General features: G+C 62.7%; 14 protein-coding genes. All 14 read right to left on the minus strand.

Annotation, left to right across the window (positions count from 1 at the left end):
• Positions 1 to 8: 8 nt before the first annotated feature.
• Positions 9 to 2,543 (minus strand): discoidin domain-containing protein, encoded by a 2,535-nt coding sequence (locus L6D89_RS14650; RefSeq protein WP_236200236.1) that lies wholly within the window; start codon positions 2,541 to 2,543, stop codon positions 9 to 11.
• A 28-nt stretch (positions 2,544 to 2,571) separates the two neighbouring features.
• A complete protein-coding gene (locus tag L6D89_RS14655; protein ID WP_236200237.1) occupies positions 2,572 to 2,790 on the minus strand; it encodes a hypothetical protein in 219 nt (72 codons plus the stop codon).
• On the minus strand, positions 2,787 to 3,017 hold the full coding sequence (locus L6D89_RS14660; protein ID WP_236200238.1) for a hypothetical protein: 231 nt from the start codon (positions 3,015 to 3,017) through the stop codon (positions 2,787 to 2,789). The genes L6D89_RS14655 and L6D89_RS14660 overlap by 4 nt, the downstream gene beginning before the upstream one ends.
• Positions 3,018 to 3,028: 11 nt before the next feature.
• Positions 3,029 to 3,850, minus strand: a complete 822-nt coding sequence (locus L6D89_RS14665) for a baseplate hub domain-containing protein (RefSeq protein ID WP_236200239.1) — start codon at positions 3,848 to 3,850, stop codon at positions 3,029 to 3,031.
• On the minus strand, positions 3,840 to 5,543 hold the full coding sequence (locus L6D89_RS14670; RefSeq protein ID WP_236200240.1) for a hypothetical protein: 1,704 nt from the start codon (positions 5,541 to 5,543) through the stop codon (positions 3,840 to 3,842). The genes L6D89_RS14665 and L6D89_RS14670 overlap by 11 nt, the downstream gene beginning before the upstream one ends.
• 2 nt (positions 5,544 to 5,545) lie before the next feature.
• On the minus strand, positions 5,546 to 6,508 hold the full coding sequence (locus L6D89_RS14675) for a hypothetical protein (RefSeq protein ID WP_236200241.1): 963 nt from the start codon (positions 6,506 to 6,508) through the stop codon (positions 5,546 to 5,548).
• Positions 6,508 to 7,347, minus strand: coding sequence for a hypothetical protein (locus L6D89_RS14680; RefSeq protein WP_236200242.1), 840 nt, complete (start codon positions 7,345 to 7,347; stop codon positions 6,508 to 6,510). The genes L6D89_RS14675 and L6D89_RS14680 overlap by 1 nt, the downstream gene beginning before the upstream one ends.
• Before the next feature lie 2 nt (positions 7,348 to 7,349).
• Entirely contained in the window at positions 7,350 to 11,294 is a 3,945-nt protein-coding gene (locus L6D89_RS14685; protein ID WP_236200243.1) for a phage tail tape measure protein, read from the minus strand.
• An 86-nt stretch (positions 11,295 to 11,380) separates the two neighbouring features.
• Positions 11,381 to 11,524 carry a hypothetical protein gene (locus tag L6D89_RS14690; protein ID WP_164488252.1) on the minus strand — a complete coding sequence of 48 codons (144 nt, stop codon included), beginning with the start codon at positions 11,522 to 11,524 and terminating at the stop codon, positions 11,381 to 11,383.
• Positions 11,524 to 12,027, minus strand: coding sequence for a DUF6631 family protein (locus tag L6D89_RS14695; protein ID WP_236200244.1), 504 nt, complete (start codon positions 12,025 to 12,027; stop codon positions 11,524 to 11,526). The genes L6D89_RS14690 and L6D89_RS14695 overlap by 1 nt, the downstream gene beginning before the upstream one ends.
• Before the next feature lie 2 nt (positions 12,028 to 12,029).
• A complete protein-coding gene (locus L6D89_RS14700) occupies positions 12,030 to 12,785 on the minus strand; it encodes a phage tail tube protein (protein ID WP_236200245.1) in 756 nt (251 codons plus the stop codon).
• 3 nt (positions 12,786 to 12,788) lie between these two features.
• Positions 12,789 to 12,998 (minus strand): DUF7210 family protein, encoded by a 210-nt coding sequence (locus tag L6D89_RS14705; RefSeq protein ID WP_236200246.1) that lies wholly within the window; start codon positions 12,996 to 12,998, stop codon positions 12,789 to 12,791.
• A 2-nt stretch (positions 12,999 to 13,000) separates the two neighbouring features.
• On the minus strand, positions 13,001 to 13,447 hold the full coding sequence (locus L6D89_RS14710; RefSeq protein ID WP_236200247.1) for a phage tail terminator protein: 447 nt from the start codon (positions 13,445 to 13,447) through the stop codon (positions 13,001 to 13,003).
• Positions 13,444 to 13,959 (minus strand): gp436 family protein, encoded by a 516-nt coding sequence (locus L6D89_RS14715; protein WP_236200248.1) that lies wholly within the window; start codon positions 13,957 to 13,959, stop codon positions 13,444 to 13,446. Before L6D89_RS14715 ends, L6D89_RS14710 begins: the two co-directional genes overlap by 4 nt.
• Between the last annotated feature and the right edge of the window lies 1 nt (position 13,960).

Genomic DNA, 13,960 nt, shown 5'->3' on the forward strand with positions numbered 1-13,960 from the left:
CTCTACCGCTACAACGTGTAGGTGCGAGCCTCCAGAGAGCCCCATGTCGGTGCGCTGGCCACCGTCAGGGCGTCGGTCCAGGCTGAGTTGTCGTCGGAGTACTGGATCTTGAAGGTCTTCGGCCCCTGCCCGGTGAAGGCGCGCGCCTGCAGCATCGCCGAGTCGATCAGCTTCGGGCTGCCGAAGTCATATGAAAGCCAAGCCGGGAAGCCACTGTTGTTCGCCCAGTCGGTACTGGTGCTGCCATCAAAGGCGTTTGCCGGCGACAGGCCTGCGAATGTGCTGCTCGCCGCCGGGGTACCACCAGTAGCCTGGTTGACACCTGCGTTGAGGAACTGCACCTCGCAGAAGCCCACATAGCTGCTCTCACCGGCCGAGATGTAAACCCGCCAGTAGCGATGCTCCCCCACGCTCGGCGGGGTATATACGAACTGGTGTCGCTGGCGCTGCTCGCTGGGCAGCCCACCCCGCACAGACCACATCTCTGCAATGATCGCCCCGGCGTAACCCGTGGAGAGCGTCACTGAGGGGGAAGACATGCCAGTGGCCGAGGTCAGCTCAGCCAAGGTGTCAGCCCGAACCAGCCGGGCACTGTAGGTGGTGCCACTCTCGGGCCCGATGGCACCGACGGTGGTGTCCACCAACTGGTCCGCCTGCTGCAAGCGATCGCGATGCACGCCTGTGAGGATCAGCTCGCCGACAACAGCCGTGGGGTAGTAGTTGCCGGACAGCTTGAACTGCCCTGGTGGATAGGGGCGCCCCTGCCGGCCGGTGAGCGTGAGGCTGTCTGTCCCGGCGAGACTAGGGTCCAGTTGGCCGATGCCGGTGTTGGTCAGCAGCTGCGCCTGAAGTGTAACGCCGCTGGAGTACACGGTTTCATCGGCGTTCTCGAAGTTGTCGTAGAACCAGATCCGTGCGCCAGCGCCGTGCTGGGCAGGTACCGTGTCGATGCACCCACGGGCAAGCGTGACTACGCCGGTGCTGTAATTGATGGCATCCACCCGGACGATCTCGCTGTCGATCAAGGCAGCCTGGCCGACGAAGACCTCCTCGATGCGATCACCGCTCGCCAGCGTTACGACAGATGGCCCAGCACCGATCGGAAGTGCCGCTGCAAGAACCGCGGTCGGACACCAGTCGCCCTCTCCCCGATCGGCGAAGGCACCCGAAGTGCCAACGCGGTCGGTCAGCGTGTAGCTCACTGACATCGAGGTCGGGGCCGCCGCCACAGCGGTCATCAGCGCAGCAGTCACATCCAGCTTGGCAAGGTTGGCCGGATCCACCACGCCCGCCAGCTCCCGGTAGGGCAGCTCAAAAATGCGGCGCTGAGTGATGGCATGGGGCTCACGATCAGGCGGAAGCCAGCCTGCAGGCGGTGTTGCGATAAAGCTTGTGAGCGGCAAGCTGAAGACGTCCTGGAGCGCTGTGACGGTGATTCGACCGTCAAGTAGCGTCCCGTCTTCGTAACGTCCAACTCGAACCACAATCTGCTCGATCCCGCGGCGAAGCGAACGGATACGAAAAGGTTGACCAGGCTCCAGGTTGCGGCCGCGGCGATCGAGGACGATCTTGAAGCGCTTCAGGCCCGAGGTCTTGAGGCGCATGTCCCGCTGCAACAGTCGGCCAGCGATGTCACCTGTAGGCGCACCAACGTAGTCCATCGTCTGTGCAGACTGGCCACCATCACGTTTGGCGACCGCACTATTCACGCCCTTGACCTGCTTAGTCTCACCATCGATCGCGTCGACGTACTTCACGTAGAGGACGCTTGGCACGCTACTGCTGTCGTTGCTACCTGATTCTTCCTTGGTGATCTCCAGCAGGCCACTCTCTTCATCAAACAGTGGCAGGCTGTCGACGTCATAGTCGTCCCGGAGCAGACGGATGGTGATCAGCCCAGTGCGACGACTCAGGTAGACCTCGGCGCTGATGTGCCCCAGGACGGTGTCCCGGAAGGACTTGAAGGTATCGCTGCGCTTCCACTCCAGGCAGAGGCCGAGTCCCTCGCTGTAGAGAGTGTCAGCGGCGGCGCGCCAGGACGCATCGTCCATACGGGCTCGCGGGCGCTTGCCAAATCGTTGGCCCGTGTAGAGCAGGAAAAGGATGTGGGCCGGGTTCATGGCCTTGATCTGGTTGTCCGCCAGCCAGATGAACTGCTTTTCCGGATACCAGGGGCTGTCCGGCAACCACAGCCGGTTTCCGCCTCGCCGGAGGAACTCCCAGGCCTTGGGATAGGGGTTGTTTGAGGCAACCAGGCCAGAGAAGAAAGCTGAAGTGATGCCGCGAAAAGCAGGCACCACGCCACCCAGTTGCGAAAGCATCGAGGTCAGTTTGGAGACTGGGACCTGGTCCTCTTCGCCGAACATCACATCCAGGGTGCCCTCGATACCGCCTTCGCCCTTATCACCACCAAACAGGTTTCCGGCAGCGATGGTGATCTGGCCGTTGCTGGTGATTGATCCCTTCCAGGCCGTCTTGCCGCTTGCGCGGATCTGACAGAGTTCGTCCAGCGGAAGGCCCAGGCCCATATGGATGTCGAACATATAGCGGCGCCCGACCGTCTGAGACTTGTTACTCGACCCCATCACCAACCTCCCGTGCATACTCGACGAGAATCATTGCCAGGGCATCGCCGGTAGCTACCAGTACCTTCTCGTCAATGCCGTTGCGGACGAAATCCAGCCAGTCCAGGTTGTGTCGGGCGAAGAAGTCTCGTGCCGCTGAGTGACAGAAGCCTTGGCGCCCCGTCCAGGTCGGTACCGAATGCAGGTGCTGGATTGTTACGATCATTTCTTGCCGCCTTTGCTGCGGATGGCCTTGGTTCGGTAATTGCCTACCGTCAGGACGGTCCAAGACGGGGTCCAGCATTGTCCGAATACCGCAGACTTCTCGCCGCCTTCTTCGCTGAGAGGGAAATCGAAGTCCTCAAAGGCTGGGGCCTTGGGGGACTTGGGCTTGGGAGCCAGCGCTGTCGAAATGATGTACGACGCGATGATGATGACGATCTGAACCCACATGGTGCTTTACCTCACCAGACCTGGTTGCCATCAAAGGGAGATGAGCCCTGTAGCTGCGGAATGGCGCGCAGGCGCTGGGCGTTATTGAACTTGTCGCGGCAGGTGGTCGGCAGGAAGTCGCAGCCCGGATAGAGCCGCAGGACACCGACAGATGGGATGCCCGCTGTGCCGGCCAGCATGGTGAGATCGGGACCCTGGTGCTTCTCGATGTGCCGCCGATCGAAGTTGCCACCGTCGACTGGCCACTCGACATAGCCACCTGTGAAGTAGCCGTCGGTGTAGCCGGCCGCGGCGCCGACAGAGATCTTCGCCCCGTCGATAGACTGGATCGCACCTTCCACGCGGTAGGCGTCGAGATTCACCCCGCACCAGACATCCCCAAGAACCGCAGTACAGGTGCGCGAGTAGGTGTCGGTGAGGCCTGGCTGATCCATCAACGTGTCCAGGCTGGTGCAGGTCACGGTTACCGATTCGAGCTTCGGCCAGTTCACCGAGGTCACCTGGCCCACCCAGGCGGTCAGCACCTCGGTGTCCTGCCAGTGGACGTCGTAGATCTCCAGCTCGATGACGTCACTGGGCGGCATCCCCCTGTATACCTGTGCAACCTCCAGCCCGGCCGGGCCAGTGATGGTGAGTCGGTCTGACTCAGGATCGCCTGACTGGATGATTCCGGAGTCCACCAAGCCTCCCTGGACGGACTTGAAGACCTGGTTGTTATAGGTCACGTCTCGATCGCTGCTGTTGTAGCTCCAGCGCAGTACACCACGGCTGAACTCATACAGGCGGATGGGCTTGCCCAGCGCCAGCGACTGCTCGCGCACGTCAAAACTCATCGTCGCGGACTCCTCTGAAGGTAAGCGACGAGCTGGCCAGGCCTTCGCTGTCGGTGATGTGCTCGATCTCGACCACGTCGCTATTGGAGCGGGCCAGCGTCATCCAGCAGATCCGGGAGACTTGCCTCGGCTCAACTATTCGCCCCAGTGCCATATCGATCGCCAGGCGTTCGGCATCGGCGCTGGTCTCGGTGCAGTTGATGATGCGGCGGTAGAAGATTGCTCCATCGACCAGCTCGATACGAATGTCCCTGCGACCGGGCGCCAGCTGGCCAAACCGGGTGTAGCCGATGTTGGCGATATCCAGGGTGACGCCGGCATCGCTGACGGTGGAGAGCAGCGTGATGTCGTCGGCATGGGTAGGAACCCAGACTGCAGCTTGCTGGCCGTTCAGAGCCATGACGAGCGACCGGAACGCCGCGCGCTCGGCCCGCCCCATCTCCAGCCACCGCCAGCCAACGACCGGGAAAGCCCGGCCAGCCAAGTCGGTGTTGAGCGGCAGCGACATGCCGCCATCCAACGCGCGCAAGAGGCGTGCAAAGGTATGAGTCAGGTCCTGGCTCTCGTCTGGCCGCTGCTCGAGCACCGGCCAACCACGGTAGTTACTGGTGGGCATGACTGAGGGCCAGTCAGTCAGATCCATCAGCAGGAAACTGACCTGAGCACTGCTTGCCCGGTCAGTGAGGCGGGTGAGCTGTGGCTGTTCGGTAAGTTGCGCCGAGCGCGCTGGATAAAGGCGCGAGCCGATTCTCCAGCTCTGTTGGAGTGGACGGCTCAGGGTGATGCCGCCGGCATCGAGCTCCTCGATCTGGACAACCTCGTAGCTGAAGGCGGACTCCCCGCGCAGCATCGCCATGCCGCCCACGCGAAAGTCCAGGTACTCGGTATCGCAGGTGATTCGGCTTTCCCCTGCAGACGCCGCAACACGGAGAAGCTGGATGTCGGGCCAGATAGGCATCGCCCAGGTGCGCGCGCCCCAGCTGAAAAGCGCGAGATCGAGGAGCTGCCGCTCACGATCCTCGGCGAACATCTGCGCCTGAAACTCCCGCCGCGGCACAGTGCGCAGGGCCCGCCGCTGCTCGACGTTGGTCTCACTCTGCAGAATGTTGGTCGAAGCGCTAAGCCGCTCGATGATGCTATCGCCCCAGTCCGGCACGAAGCTCCAGGCAATGATCCGGTTCGCCGTGACCCTCACGGTTGCACCTGTTCCAGGGCCGAAGCTCCAGATCACGCGGGCATCTAGCACCGGCTGGCCGTCAGGCGTCACGCTCAGCTGCCAGATGCGTTCCTTCAATGCCTGGAACAACAGCGGCGGCTCGGCCTGGCCGCTGACCAGCAGCCCTTCGTCAACGCCGTCGATCGCCTCCAGGGTCTTTGGCTCCAGGAAGGCATTCCAGACATAGATCGGAGTGGTCTGAACCGATGCCACGTTGCCCAAGGCCACCTGCTGGGGCCTGACATGGATCCGGTGGTAGAAGTCATCGCTGTAGCTTGTGCCTTTCTGGGCGCTCACGACTCGACCGTTGGCCTCAACCGGCCAGCTACTGGTCAGAGTTCCTCGGGGGCGCGAACCATGGAAGCTTTCATGCGGTGGCCACCAGTCCAGCACAAAGCCGTGCATGTCTTCGGTGAGGTAAGGATTGTTGATGCCGCCTGCTGGCGACAGAGCCACGATGCCGGTTAGTGCTGTCATGTTCAGGGCCCGTCATAGCGAATGGCCCAGCCGAAGGTGCCACTATGGTCAATACCCATGCCCCCATCACGCGCGGCGGTGTTCTTCCGATAGAAGGGGTAAATCCGCCACCGATCAGAACCAAGGGTGATGATCTGGCCCGGCTCGTAGTTGTCAACTCGCACATAGCGGGCGTTCTCCAAGTCGACCACCAGCGATGCCTTGTTACTGGCTCGGAACACGTAGCCCTGGATCGGCAGCAAAATGGCCTCGCTGTTCCAGGCTGAAGGGCTCCGCGAGATCAACGGATAGGAAGGCTCCACCGCCTGGAAGCTATCGACGGCCCTGGAGAAAGGGAGAGTGCGATATGGCCAGCGCACGCCGTCAATCCCTGAGCAAATCGCGTCCTGGTGCGAGCCCGCATCAAAGTTGGTAACCGTGTTCCAGAAGGGGGCGCCGACCGACGCACTAAACCCATAGTTCGGGTTGTCGCTCCCGTTGGAGCCACCGCTCACCGGGCCGATGGTGATTCCTGGGCCTTGGGGGCCCCGCTTGAGGCGGCTGACGGCCGTCGTCCAGAGCCCCGATTCTGACAGTCCTGCGACGCTGGACAAGCCGAAGGCCAGCCAGAGGAAGTAGTCCAGGTTGTATCGGGCGACCAGGTACACCTCGTCCGGATTGTCGAAAATGTGGATGAAGTACTCCATCGGCCATGAAGCCAGCGTGGTATCGCGCGATGGAGTGCCCAGGCGCGGCGTTACAGGGGACGGATTTACCAGGGAGCCGGATGAGTAGCCGGTAGCGCCCTGAAGTACCAGGCCGATGCCCTGAGTACCTGTGTCGGCCGAGCTGGTGGTGCACTTCACGAAGGCTGCACCCTTGCTCAGTACGTCATCGGTGAGCGTCCAGCCTTCAGCCACGCAGGCACTGAAGAGCGCTGTCCGCAGATCCGCGAAGCTGTTGGTGGAACCGGTATAGAAAGCCATCAGTCCATCCTCAGGGCGTAATAGTCGGAGAAACCATTGCGGCCCACGTCCTGGATCACGACGTAGGTAACGCCGCCGATGACCAAGGTGTTCTCCACGGCGTTGTTAAAGCCCGAGATATGGAAGACCCCATCCAGCTCTCCGTAGATGCCGTTGCCGTCACTCATCACCACTGGAGTAAGGGCGTAGATGCCTCCTGTATCGCGTGCCTGGGTGGTGTCTCCAGTGATCACGCCACCGATCCAGGGTGAGCAATCCGGCTGTAGCCAGGCTCCCGAGTTGAAGCGCATGCGCATGTTCGGACGCGTGCCTTTGTATGGCATCGAGTGAACGGTGTCGGAAAACCGAGTCGCCGGGATGCCGTTGAGCATTCCGGCGACGATGACTGGATAGGGGTACTGATCAGGCATCGCATAGGGCAGGAACTTGCCCAGGTAGACCGATTCATAGACCGGCGTCCCCACTTTCATTGCCAGAGCCAAGCGCTGGCCGTTCAGGGTCAGCCAGTAATCCACCCGGTTGTTGTGGCATGGCACCCCGGACAGCATCGCCCCAGGCTGGGCGTCGAAGGTGTTGCTCGACAGGTAACCGGTGAACGCCGCCGCCACCAGGTTGTAGTAGTCCGCGGAGGCGTCCTGGTAGGTGCGGAATCCGACATAGATGTCCTCTTCGCCGCTCAAGCCTGGCGCCTTCATGATCAGCTCACGATTCGCCGGCACCGTGTTGTAGCGAAGGATCGTCCAGCCGTTGGCGGCCGCGAAGTCGCGGATCTGCTGGAGCATGTTGTAGTGGGCGAGCGTGCCGCCCGTGTTGTCGACGTAGCCAATGGCACTGGGCATGTTTAGGAATCCAGCTTGAGGACGGAACGGAAGCGAGCCGGGTCGCGCGAGATCCGGATCATCATCTTCTCGATGCCGGCATCGCTGAACGCGACGTCCTGGATGCGATTCGGATCGTCCAGGAGGTAGAAGTTCTGGTTGTTCTTGAGGGTCGCGCTCATCGAGGCGGCAGGGTCGGCGGGCTTACCACCAGGCATGGTTGGGGCGGACATTGCAGGAGCCGGTACACCCGCCAGACCACCTGTGGCGTGATGGTAGTAGGGAGCCCAATCAGCTAGAGCTGCCATACCTCGGGCATTGAAGTCATCAAGGAAAGGTAGAGCGCCCTGCTGCCGAACGACGGCTGCCCGCGTGACGTACTCCCAGTTAGAGAGCTTCGTATTGATTGAGTCGCTGGTATCAGTGCCTGGCCCACGCACGTGGCCACCTTCCGCGTAGCCGCCACCGAAGTAACTGCCGACAGCCGAGGCGGCCATGCTGAACCAGCTGCTGGAACCCGAACCCGTGCTGGAACCACCGCCCAATGAGCTGCCAGCACTGGCAGTCGCGAGCGACACCGCGGCAGCCTCGATCGCGGCGGCGCCGGTGAGCAGCGTCCCTCCCGCAATCGATAGTGCTCCTGCAGACGCGGTGACTGCTGCGGCCCCGGTGGTCAGGCCTGCACCGCCGCTCTCTTCCCCGCCACCCCCGAACATGCCCATCAGGCCACTCATTGCCTGCACTTCGAGCTGACGGACTGCCATTCGAGCGAGGTCCTGGGAGACCGTCAGCAGGAGGTCGTCGAACGACCCCTTGCCGGTGGTGACCAGCTGGACGATGGAGTCCTCGACCCCCGAGAAGGCGTTGCTGAAGAGCTGGTAGGTCTGCCCCGCGGCGTTGTTGGCCGAGTCGACATAGTCCGCGAACGCGGCGCTGGCTCCATTCGTCCAGTCGGCCTGGGCGACCTGCAGCTCGGCGTAGTTGCTCCGCAGCTGCTGCGTCATAGCAGCGTGGTTGCTCTCCAGTGCCTGGACCTTGGCGTTGTACTCGTCCAGGCTCATGCCCCTGGCGCCGTCACCGTACTGGCTGGCCAGCTCCAGGCGCTGCTGCGCGAGGCGATCGTCCAGGTTGCTCTGCTGCTCGAACAGGTTGCGCTGGTTCGCGCCCATGCCGACCGAGGCGGCCGCGCGAGCACCTTGCTGCACCAGGGCGTCGTACTGCTGCCGCAGGGCATCGGTATAGGTCTTGACCGCCTGCGCTTCCTTTATAAGGCGCCCCTGCTCATTGGTGAGCAGGACAGACAGGTCGGAGTCAGCCTTCTTCTGAGCCTTGACCATGTCGCTGCGCGACTGGGCGATCTTCTGGTCCAGGTCGATACGCTGCGAGGCGTTGGTGGTGCTCTTGTTCCGCAGCTCTTCCAGGGCAGCGATCTGCTGCTGGTAGGCCGAGGTGACCGCGTCCTTCTCCTGACGAATCAGGTCAGATCGCTTGGCAACGTAGTCCGAATAGGAGAGCAGCCCGGCCTTCTGCTGCGCATCGAGGTTGGCCTGGGAGTTCTTGAAGTCGGCCTGCAGCTGCTCCAGCTGGTTCTTCGACGCGGTGACATCGGTGTTGTCCAGGTGCGTGGTGGGAGTCTTGGGCTGCTTGGGATCCTTGTACTTCTGGTCGATCGCTTCCCGCGCTTTGGCGATGTTCTCGGGTTTGAGACGCTCGTCTTCCGGATACGCCTTACGAATGGCTTCGAGGTCCCGATCAAGCTGCTTATTCAGCTTGTCCCGCTTCTCTTTATTAGTGCGGACGGACTCGAGAAGCCCATCCATCGCTCCCTGTGCCTTCGTCGCTTGCTGCTCTGTCCGGGCGCGTTCACCTTCCTGTCTGGCCTTGGCATCGCGTGCCTCGATTTCCTGCTGAATAGGTGCAGCAAGAGCCGCCCGCTCCCCGTCGGTGAGGGTCATGTTCTTGTACTGCTGATAGCCTTCCCATGCCGCGCCCAGAGGTCCAAGGACCGCGCCATTTGCAGCCAGCTTCCCGAGGTCGAAGCTCTTGCCCTGATTGAGCGACTGCAGGCGCTCCTCCGGCGACTCCGAGCGGCCGACGCCCAGCATTTCGTCCCAGGCCGACTTGGCGCCGTCCTGGATCGCCTTCCAGCTCTTCTCGATGATCCCCAGGTTGTCGGTGATCTTGGCGGCGCGCTCGTCCATGGCCTTGCTGTAGGCATCCATGGCCACCTGCGATGCGCCGAGGGCGTCGCCTTCCTGGTAGAGCGCGGTGATCTGGGCATACACCGCTGCAGTCAGGAAGTGGTACTTGTTGTTGAGGTCCTGGACTGCCTTGACGGGATCGTCAGCGAGCTTGACGAACTCGGCCACTGTGTCGGAAACCGCCTTGCCCGTGGCGTCCTGCATCGCAATGGCGGTGGTGCCGACCTGCTGGAGCTGGTCGACCGTGAACTTGCCGGTGCTGTTGATCTCTGCGAGAGCAGCAACCGCTTCATGCTGGGTGCCGTTGACCTTCGCCAACGAGGCCGCCATGCCCTGGAGCTGGCCGGCGCTGGTGCCCGCATAGTTGCCGGTCAGAATGATGCTTTCGTTGAGCTGATCGGCCTCACCGCTGCCTTGCTTGTAGGCCAGCGCAAGGGCAACCGCTGCCGCGGCAGCCAGAGTGAAGACGATGGCCAGGCCGCCGCCGGTGGTGCGCAGGAAGGACACGCCTTCCTTGGCGTTGTTGGAAGCCTCGGCGACGTTGTTGGCGCTCTCCGCCATGTCCGAAAGGCTCTCGCCAGCCTGCGCAGAGCCCTTGGCGACGGCCACCTGTTCAGCAGCAAGGACTGCCAGTTCTTCGCCCAGCGAGGAAACGCCGTTGCCGCCGGCGGAAGTGATGCCGAAGAAACCCTTGATCTGCTGGCCGAGGAGTTTCAGCGAATTCCCGACCCCACCAAAGCTGTCCACGATCTGTCCGCCTTGCTGGATGGCGACCATCCAGAGCGGCATGCCGGTCGCCAGACTGGTGGCCACGTCGGTCAGCTGGGCAGGAAGTAGCTGGATGGCTTGCCGGTACTGGCCAGCAGTCATGCCGGCAGTGCGCATCGCTTCAGAGGACTCGGTCAGGCGGTTGCGCTGCTCCTGGAGCTTCCGGTTGTAGGAGTCGAAGCCGGCCTGATCGAGGAGGCCGGAGTCCTTGAAGCTCCGGAGCTGCTGCTCCATCTGGTTCAGGCGATTCAGCTCGCGCACGACAGGATCGATCTGCCCCTGCAGGCGGGCCAGAGCCGCTTCCTGCTCTCTCGTCGCGGCCGCCGAGTCTTGCATGGCATCAGCCGATTCGCCCAGGCGCGAACGCATCTCCTGGACCTTGGCGTTGTAGATGTCGAAGCCTTCCGGATCCAGGATGCCGGAAGCTTTGAAGCCGCGCAGTTGCTCCTCCATCTGGTCCAGGCGTCCCAGCTCGCGGACGACCGGGTCAATCTGGCCGAGCAGCTTGGCGAGTGCGGCTTCCTGCTCTTCGAAGGCCTCGGCCGCAGCAGCAGCTTGTTCTGCAGCCTGCTGTTGCGCCACGGCCTGGGCAGCAAGTGCTCGCTCGGCGTTGTGGTACTCGTTCATGGCGGCCGTCTGGGAGTCGGCCGATTCCTGCCAGTTGGCGTTGTTTGCCTTCAGCGACTCATCCAGGCGTTGATTGGTGGCCACTGCTCCCTGGATGGCGGCCTGCGCCTGCAGGCTGGCGGCAACCATCGCCTGGATCCGCTGGGCTTGCTGCTCGGCCGACTCACCGACCTGGCCGAGCTGCTGGCTCGCGCTCGCACCTGATGCGCCCAGGTCATCGATGACCCGGCTGGTTTCAGCGAGTTTGCTGTTTGCCTGCTGCGCGCCCTCGCCGACGCCGACGATAGTTTCGCTCAGGGTCTCCAGGGCCTGGCTGCCTTGGGTGAGATCTGCGTGAACGCGCAGGGCGAGGTCGAGTTCTTTGCCGGACATGTCGAGCCACTTGGATAGGGATGGCTCGAATGTTTGCCTACTGGCTGTGGGAGGTATTCTGGAACGCGCGAAAACGCCCCAGGCCGTTAGGCCTGGAGCTTCTTCAATTGTTGCGAGGCGTGGTCACCACCAGCGAATGCGTGGTTGATGTCGATCAGATCCTCAGCGCGCTGACGCTTGCGGCGCCGTAGCTCGGCGTCATGAAGGAGCAGGATCTGACGCTCGGTCATCAGACCGATGGTGGCGGGGGTTCCATATCCTCCGGCGATGAGGCTGGCATAGATGTCTGCCCAGCGGGCGCTTTTAGCTGCGCCACGAACCGCTCCTGCTGCAGGCGATCGGTTACCTCGCCCACAAAGAAAGGGCCGTTGACGATCCACCACACGTAGAGCAGCAGCTTGCCAGGACGTTGCGGCAGGCTGCGGATCCACGACTCGTCCACGTTTGCCGAGGTCGCCATCAACGTGACGACCATGTCGTTGTGTTTGCCGAGCACGCCGATGACCGCTTCGAGTTCCGGCACGCCGGCCCCCTTCATGATGACGTACAGGTCATCCAGGAAGGGTTGCATCAGCGGCCGAAGTCCCAGCCCCTCGACGAAGCCATACTCTCGAACCGTGATCTTGCGGCCCTCGATCTCCAGCTCACGGTTCGGATTCAGAACCTGAAGATCGTCCGCACCGGCCTTGGCGGCCGGTGCGGGCTTGGCGGGGCGATCTACCTTCTTGCCCACGGTCAGGCGGTCTTCTGAACGATACGACCGAAGCCACCCAGCTCTTCGTTGGCGGCGTTCAGCTCGTCGTAGAGCACGCTGCCAGTCAGCTGGAAGTTGCCATAGTCTTCGTTGATGAAGGCCAGGTCGCTCACCGGGTCGAACTTGCAGCGGTAGAGCGTGACGATGACCGGCTCGTTGGTCTCGGTGTTGACGCCATCCAGGAGGATGTAGCGCTCCGGCGGCGGCGCAGTGAACATGGTGAAGGCTTCGGCGGCCGCAGTCGCATAAGCGGCCTTGATCGGCTGGGTCTTGCCGGTGACGTTGAGCAGCTCGATCAGGCCGGAGTTGGGCGACTCGACGCGGTAGTCGGTGCCAGCCACCAGTGTGGCCGGGGTCGGGTTGCTGTCGGTCAGCACCACCGAGGACACGAAGTTGCCATCCAGCTTCACGAAGTCGCCTGCGACCAGGCCAGCCTCCAGCAGCTCACCGGTCACGGTATCCGCGCTCAGCGCCACCTGGGTTGCCCAGATTGCGGCCGCGATGTTCTTCGGCAGCCATTCATCGAAGGTGATGTCGATCTGCGCGGTGGTGCCCTTCTGCAGGCGGCCATACTGCAGCCGCTTACCGCTGAAGGACTCGACCTTGTCGGTAGCACTGGTGGAAAGCTTCAGGCTGCATGCCGGCACGTTGCCGGCCCAGACCGGGCGACTGAGGCTGCCATTGGCCAGGCGCTCGCCCGACCAGACCTTGCCCTGGAACGAAAACAGCTGCGACATGGGTTACTCCTTGGCGGCTGCGGCCGCGTTCTGAGGGGTGCCGGCAATCTTCTTGTGCTGCAGGAGGAACGCTTTCTCGATCGAGTTGACCTCGATCTCTTCACCCTCCTGGAGCTTCTTGCCTGCGTGCTTGTGGGGGGCGATGAGCTTTACCTTCTCCAGCTGCGCATCGCCCGAATTGGCGCCTTGGGTGTTCTTGGCGGGGGTGGTCATGGTTATCTCCCGATGGAGTGTTGGGTGGTGTAGATCTCGCCCCAGAGGAGCGTGGTGTCGTCGGAGTCCAGCACCTTGCCGGTGACGAACTGGGCGCCCCTGGCCAGGGGCAGATCCGGCACCCAGCCCACCAACGCGCCGCGTACCTGGTCGAGGATTGATCGCAGGTCATCGGCCGCATCAGCCAGCTGGTCGTACCGATAGCTGCGGACAGCCAGCACGACGCCGAACAAGGCACCGACCCGCTGACGCGCCGCGCCGGCACTGTTGCCCGTGGGCTTGGGGTCGCCGGTCTCCTCGGCCAGCAACACGTAGGCGGCTGGGGTGGGGAAATCCCGGAGTTGCTTGACCGACTTGAAGTCCGCCTCGATCCCGACTTGGCGCAAGGCCGGTACCGCTTCCTTCAGGCGCTGGATGACCAGGCGGTGGTCGAAAGGAGCGTTGCTCACCGGAAGCTCCTCAGCTGTTCGCGGCTGAAGACGTTCTCATCGGCATCGAAGCGCACGTCAGCCAGGTCGGGGCTGGTCGCGATCGGATCCTGCGCGCCAAGGCTGAAGGTGCCGTCGGCAACCATCTGCAGGAACTTCAGCGCGTCCTTGTAGTTGCGCAGGATCGCGTCCTTGTCATCAGAGATTCGATCTTTGTGCAGCAGGTAGCGGCCGATATCGCGCACCCAGCCGGTCACCAGGCTGGGCACAGGGTTCAGCGGAAGGCCGTAGCCCCGTTTCACCAGGTAGCCATTCACGATGCTCTCGGCCTCGGTCATGGCTTCGGTGATTCGGTCCAGGACGAGATCAGCCCCCGCCACCTCTTCGGGCGTCCAGGTACTGCGATCACCGCCGCGCAGCGAAGCATCCATCAGCGCGTAGTCGATGATCGGCAGGTGCTGGGAGCTGGCTACCTGGGCCAGCTCCTTCGCACCAGGACGCTCGGCGAGGTGGTCGAGGGTGATGTAGTCCATG

This window comes from Pseudomonas pseudonitroreducens (genome assembly GCF_021603645.1).
Lineage (GTDB): Bacteria > Pseudomonadota > Gammaproteobacteria > Pseudomonadales > Pseudomonadaceae > Pseudomonas > Pseudomonas pseudonitroreducens.

What these genes read in the sequence shown, in the direction of transcription:
- L6D89_RS14650 (WP_236200236.1), bottom strand. Translation starts at nt 2,543, where the DNA reads ATGTTCGACATCCATATGGGCCTGGGCCTTCCGCTGGACGAACTCTGT.
- L6D89_RS14685 (WP_236200243.1), bottom strand. Translation starts at nt 11,294, where the DNA reads ATGTCCGGCAAAGAACTCGACCTCGCCCTGCGCGTTCACGCAGATCTC.
- L6D89_RS14670 (WP_236200240.1), bottom strand. Translation starts at nt 5,543, where the DNA reads ATGACAGCACTAACCGGCATCGTGGCTCTGTCGCCAGCAGGCGGCATC.
- L6D89_RS14675 (WP_236200241.1), bottom strand. Translation starts at nt 6,508, where the DNA reads ATGGCTTTCTATACCGGTTCCACCAACAGCTTCGCGGATCTGCGGACA.
- L6D89_RS14700 (WP_236200245.1), bottom strand. Translation starts at nt 12,785, where the DNA reads ATGTCGCAGCTGTTTTCGTTCCAGGGCAAGGTCTGGTCGGGCGAGCGC.
- L6D89_RS14690 (WP_164488252.1), bottom strand. Translation starts at nt 11,524, where the DNA reads ATGACCGAGCGTCAGATCCTGCTCCTTCATGACGCCGAGCTACGGCGC.
- L6D89_RS14665 (WP_236200239.1), bottom strand. Translation starts at nt 3,850, where the DNA reads ATGAGTTTTGACGTGCGCGAGCAGTCGCTGGCGCTGGGCAAGCCCATC.
- L6D89_RS14655 (WP_236200237.1), bottom strand. Translation starts at nt 2,790, where the DNA reads ATGATCGTAACAATCCAGCACCTGCATTCGGTACCGACCTGGACGGGG.
- L6D89_RS14660 (WP_236200238.1), bottom strand. Translation starts at nt 3,017, where the DNA reads ATGTGGGTTCAGATCGTCATCATCATCGCGTCGTACATCATTTCGACA.
- L6D89_RS14715 (WP_236200248.1), bottom strand. Translation starts at nt 13,959, where the DNA reads ATGGACTACATCACCCTCGACCACCTCGCCGAGCGTCCTGGTGCGAAG.
- L6D89_RS14705 (WP_236200246.1), bottom strand. Translation starts at nt 12,998, where the DNA reads ATGACCACCCCCGCCAAGAACACCCAAGGCGCCAATTCGGGCGATGCG.
- L6D89_RS14680 (WP_236200242.1), bottom strand. Translation starts at nt 7,347, where the DNA reads ATGCCCAGTGCCATTGGCTACGTCGACAACACGGGCGGCACGCTCGCC.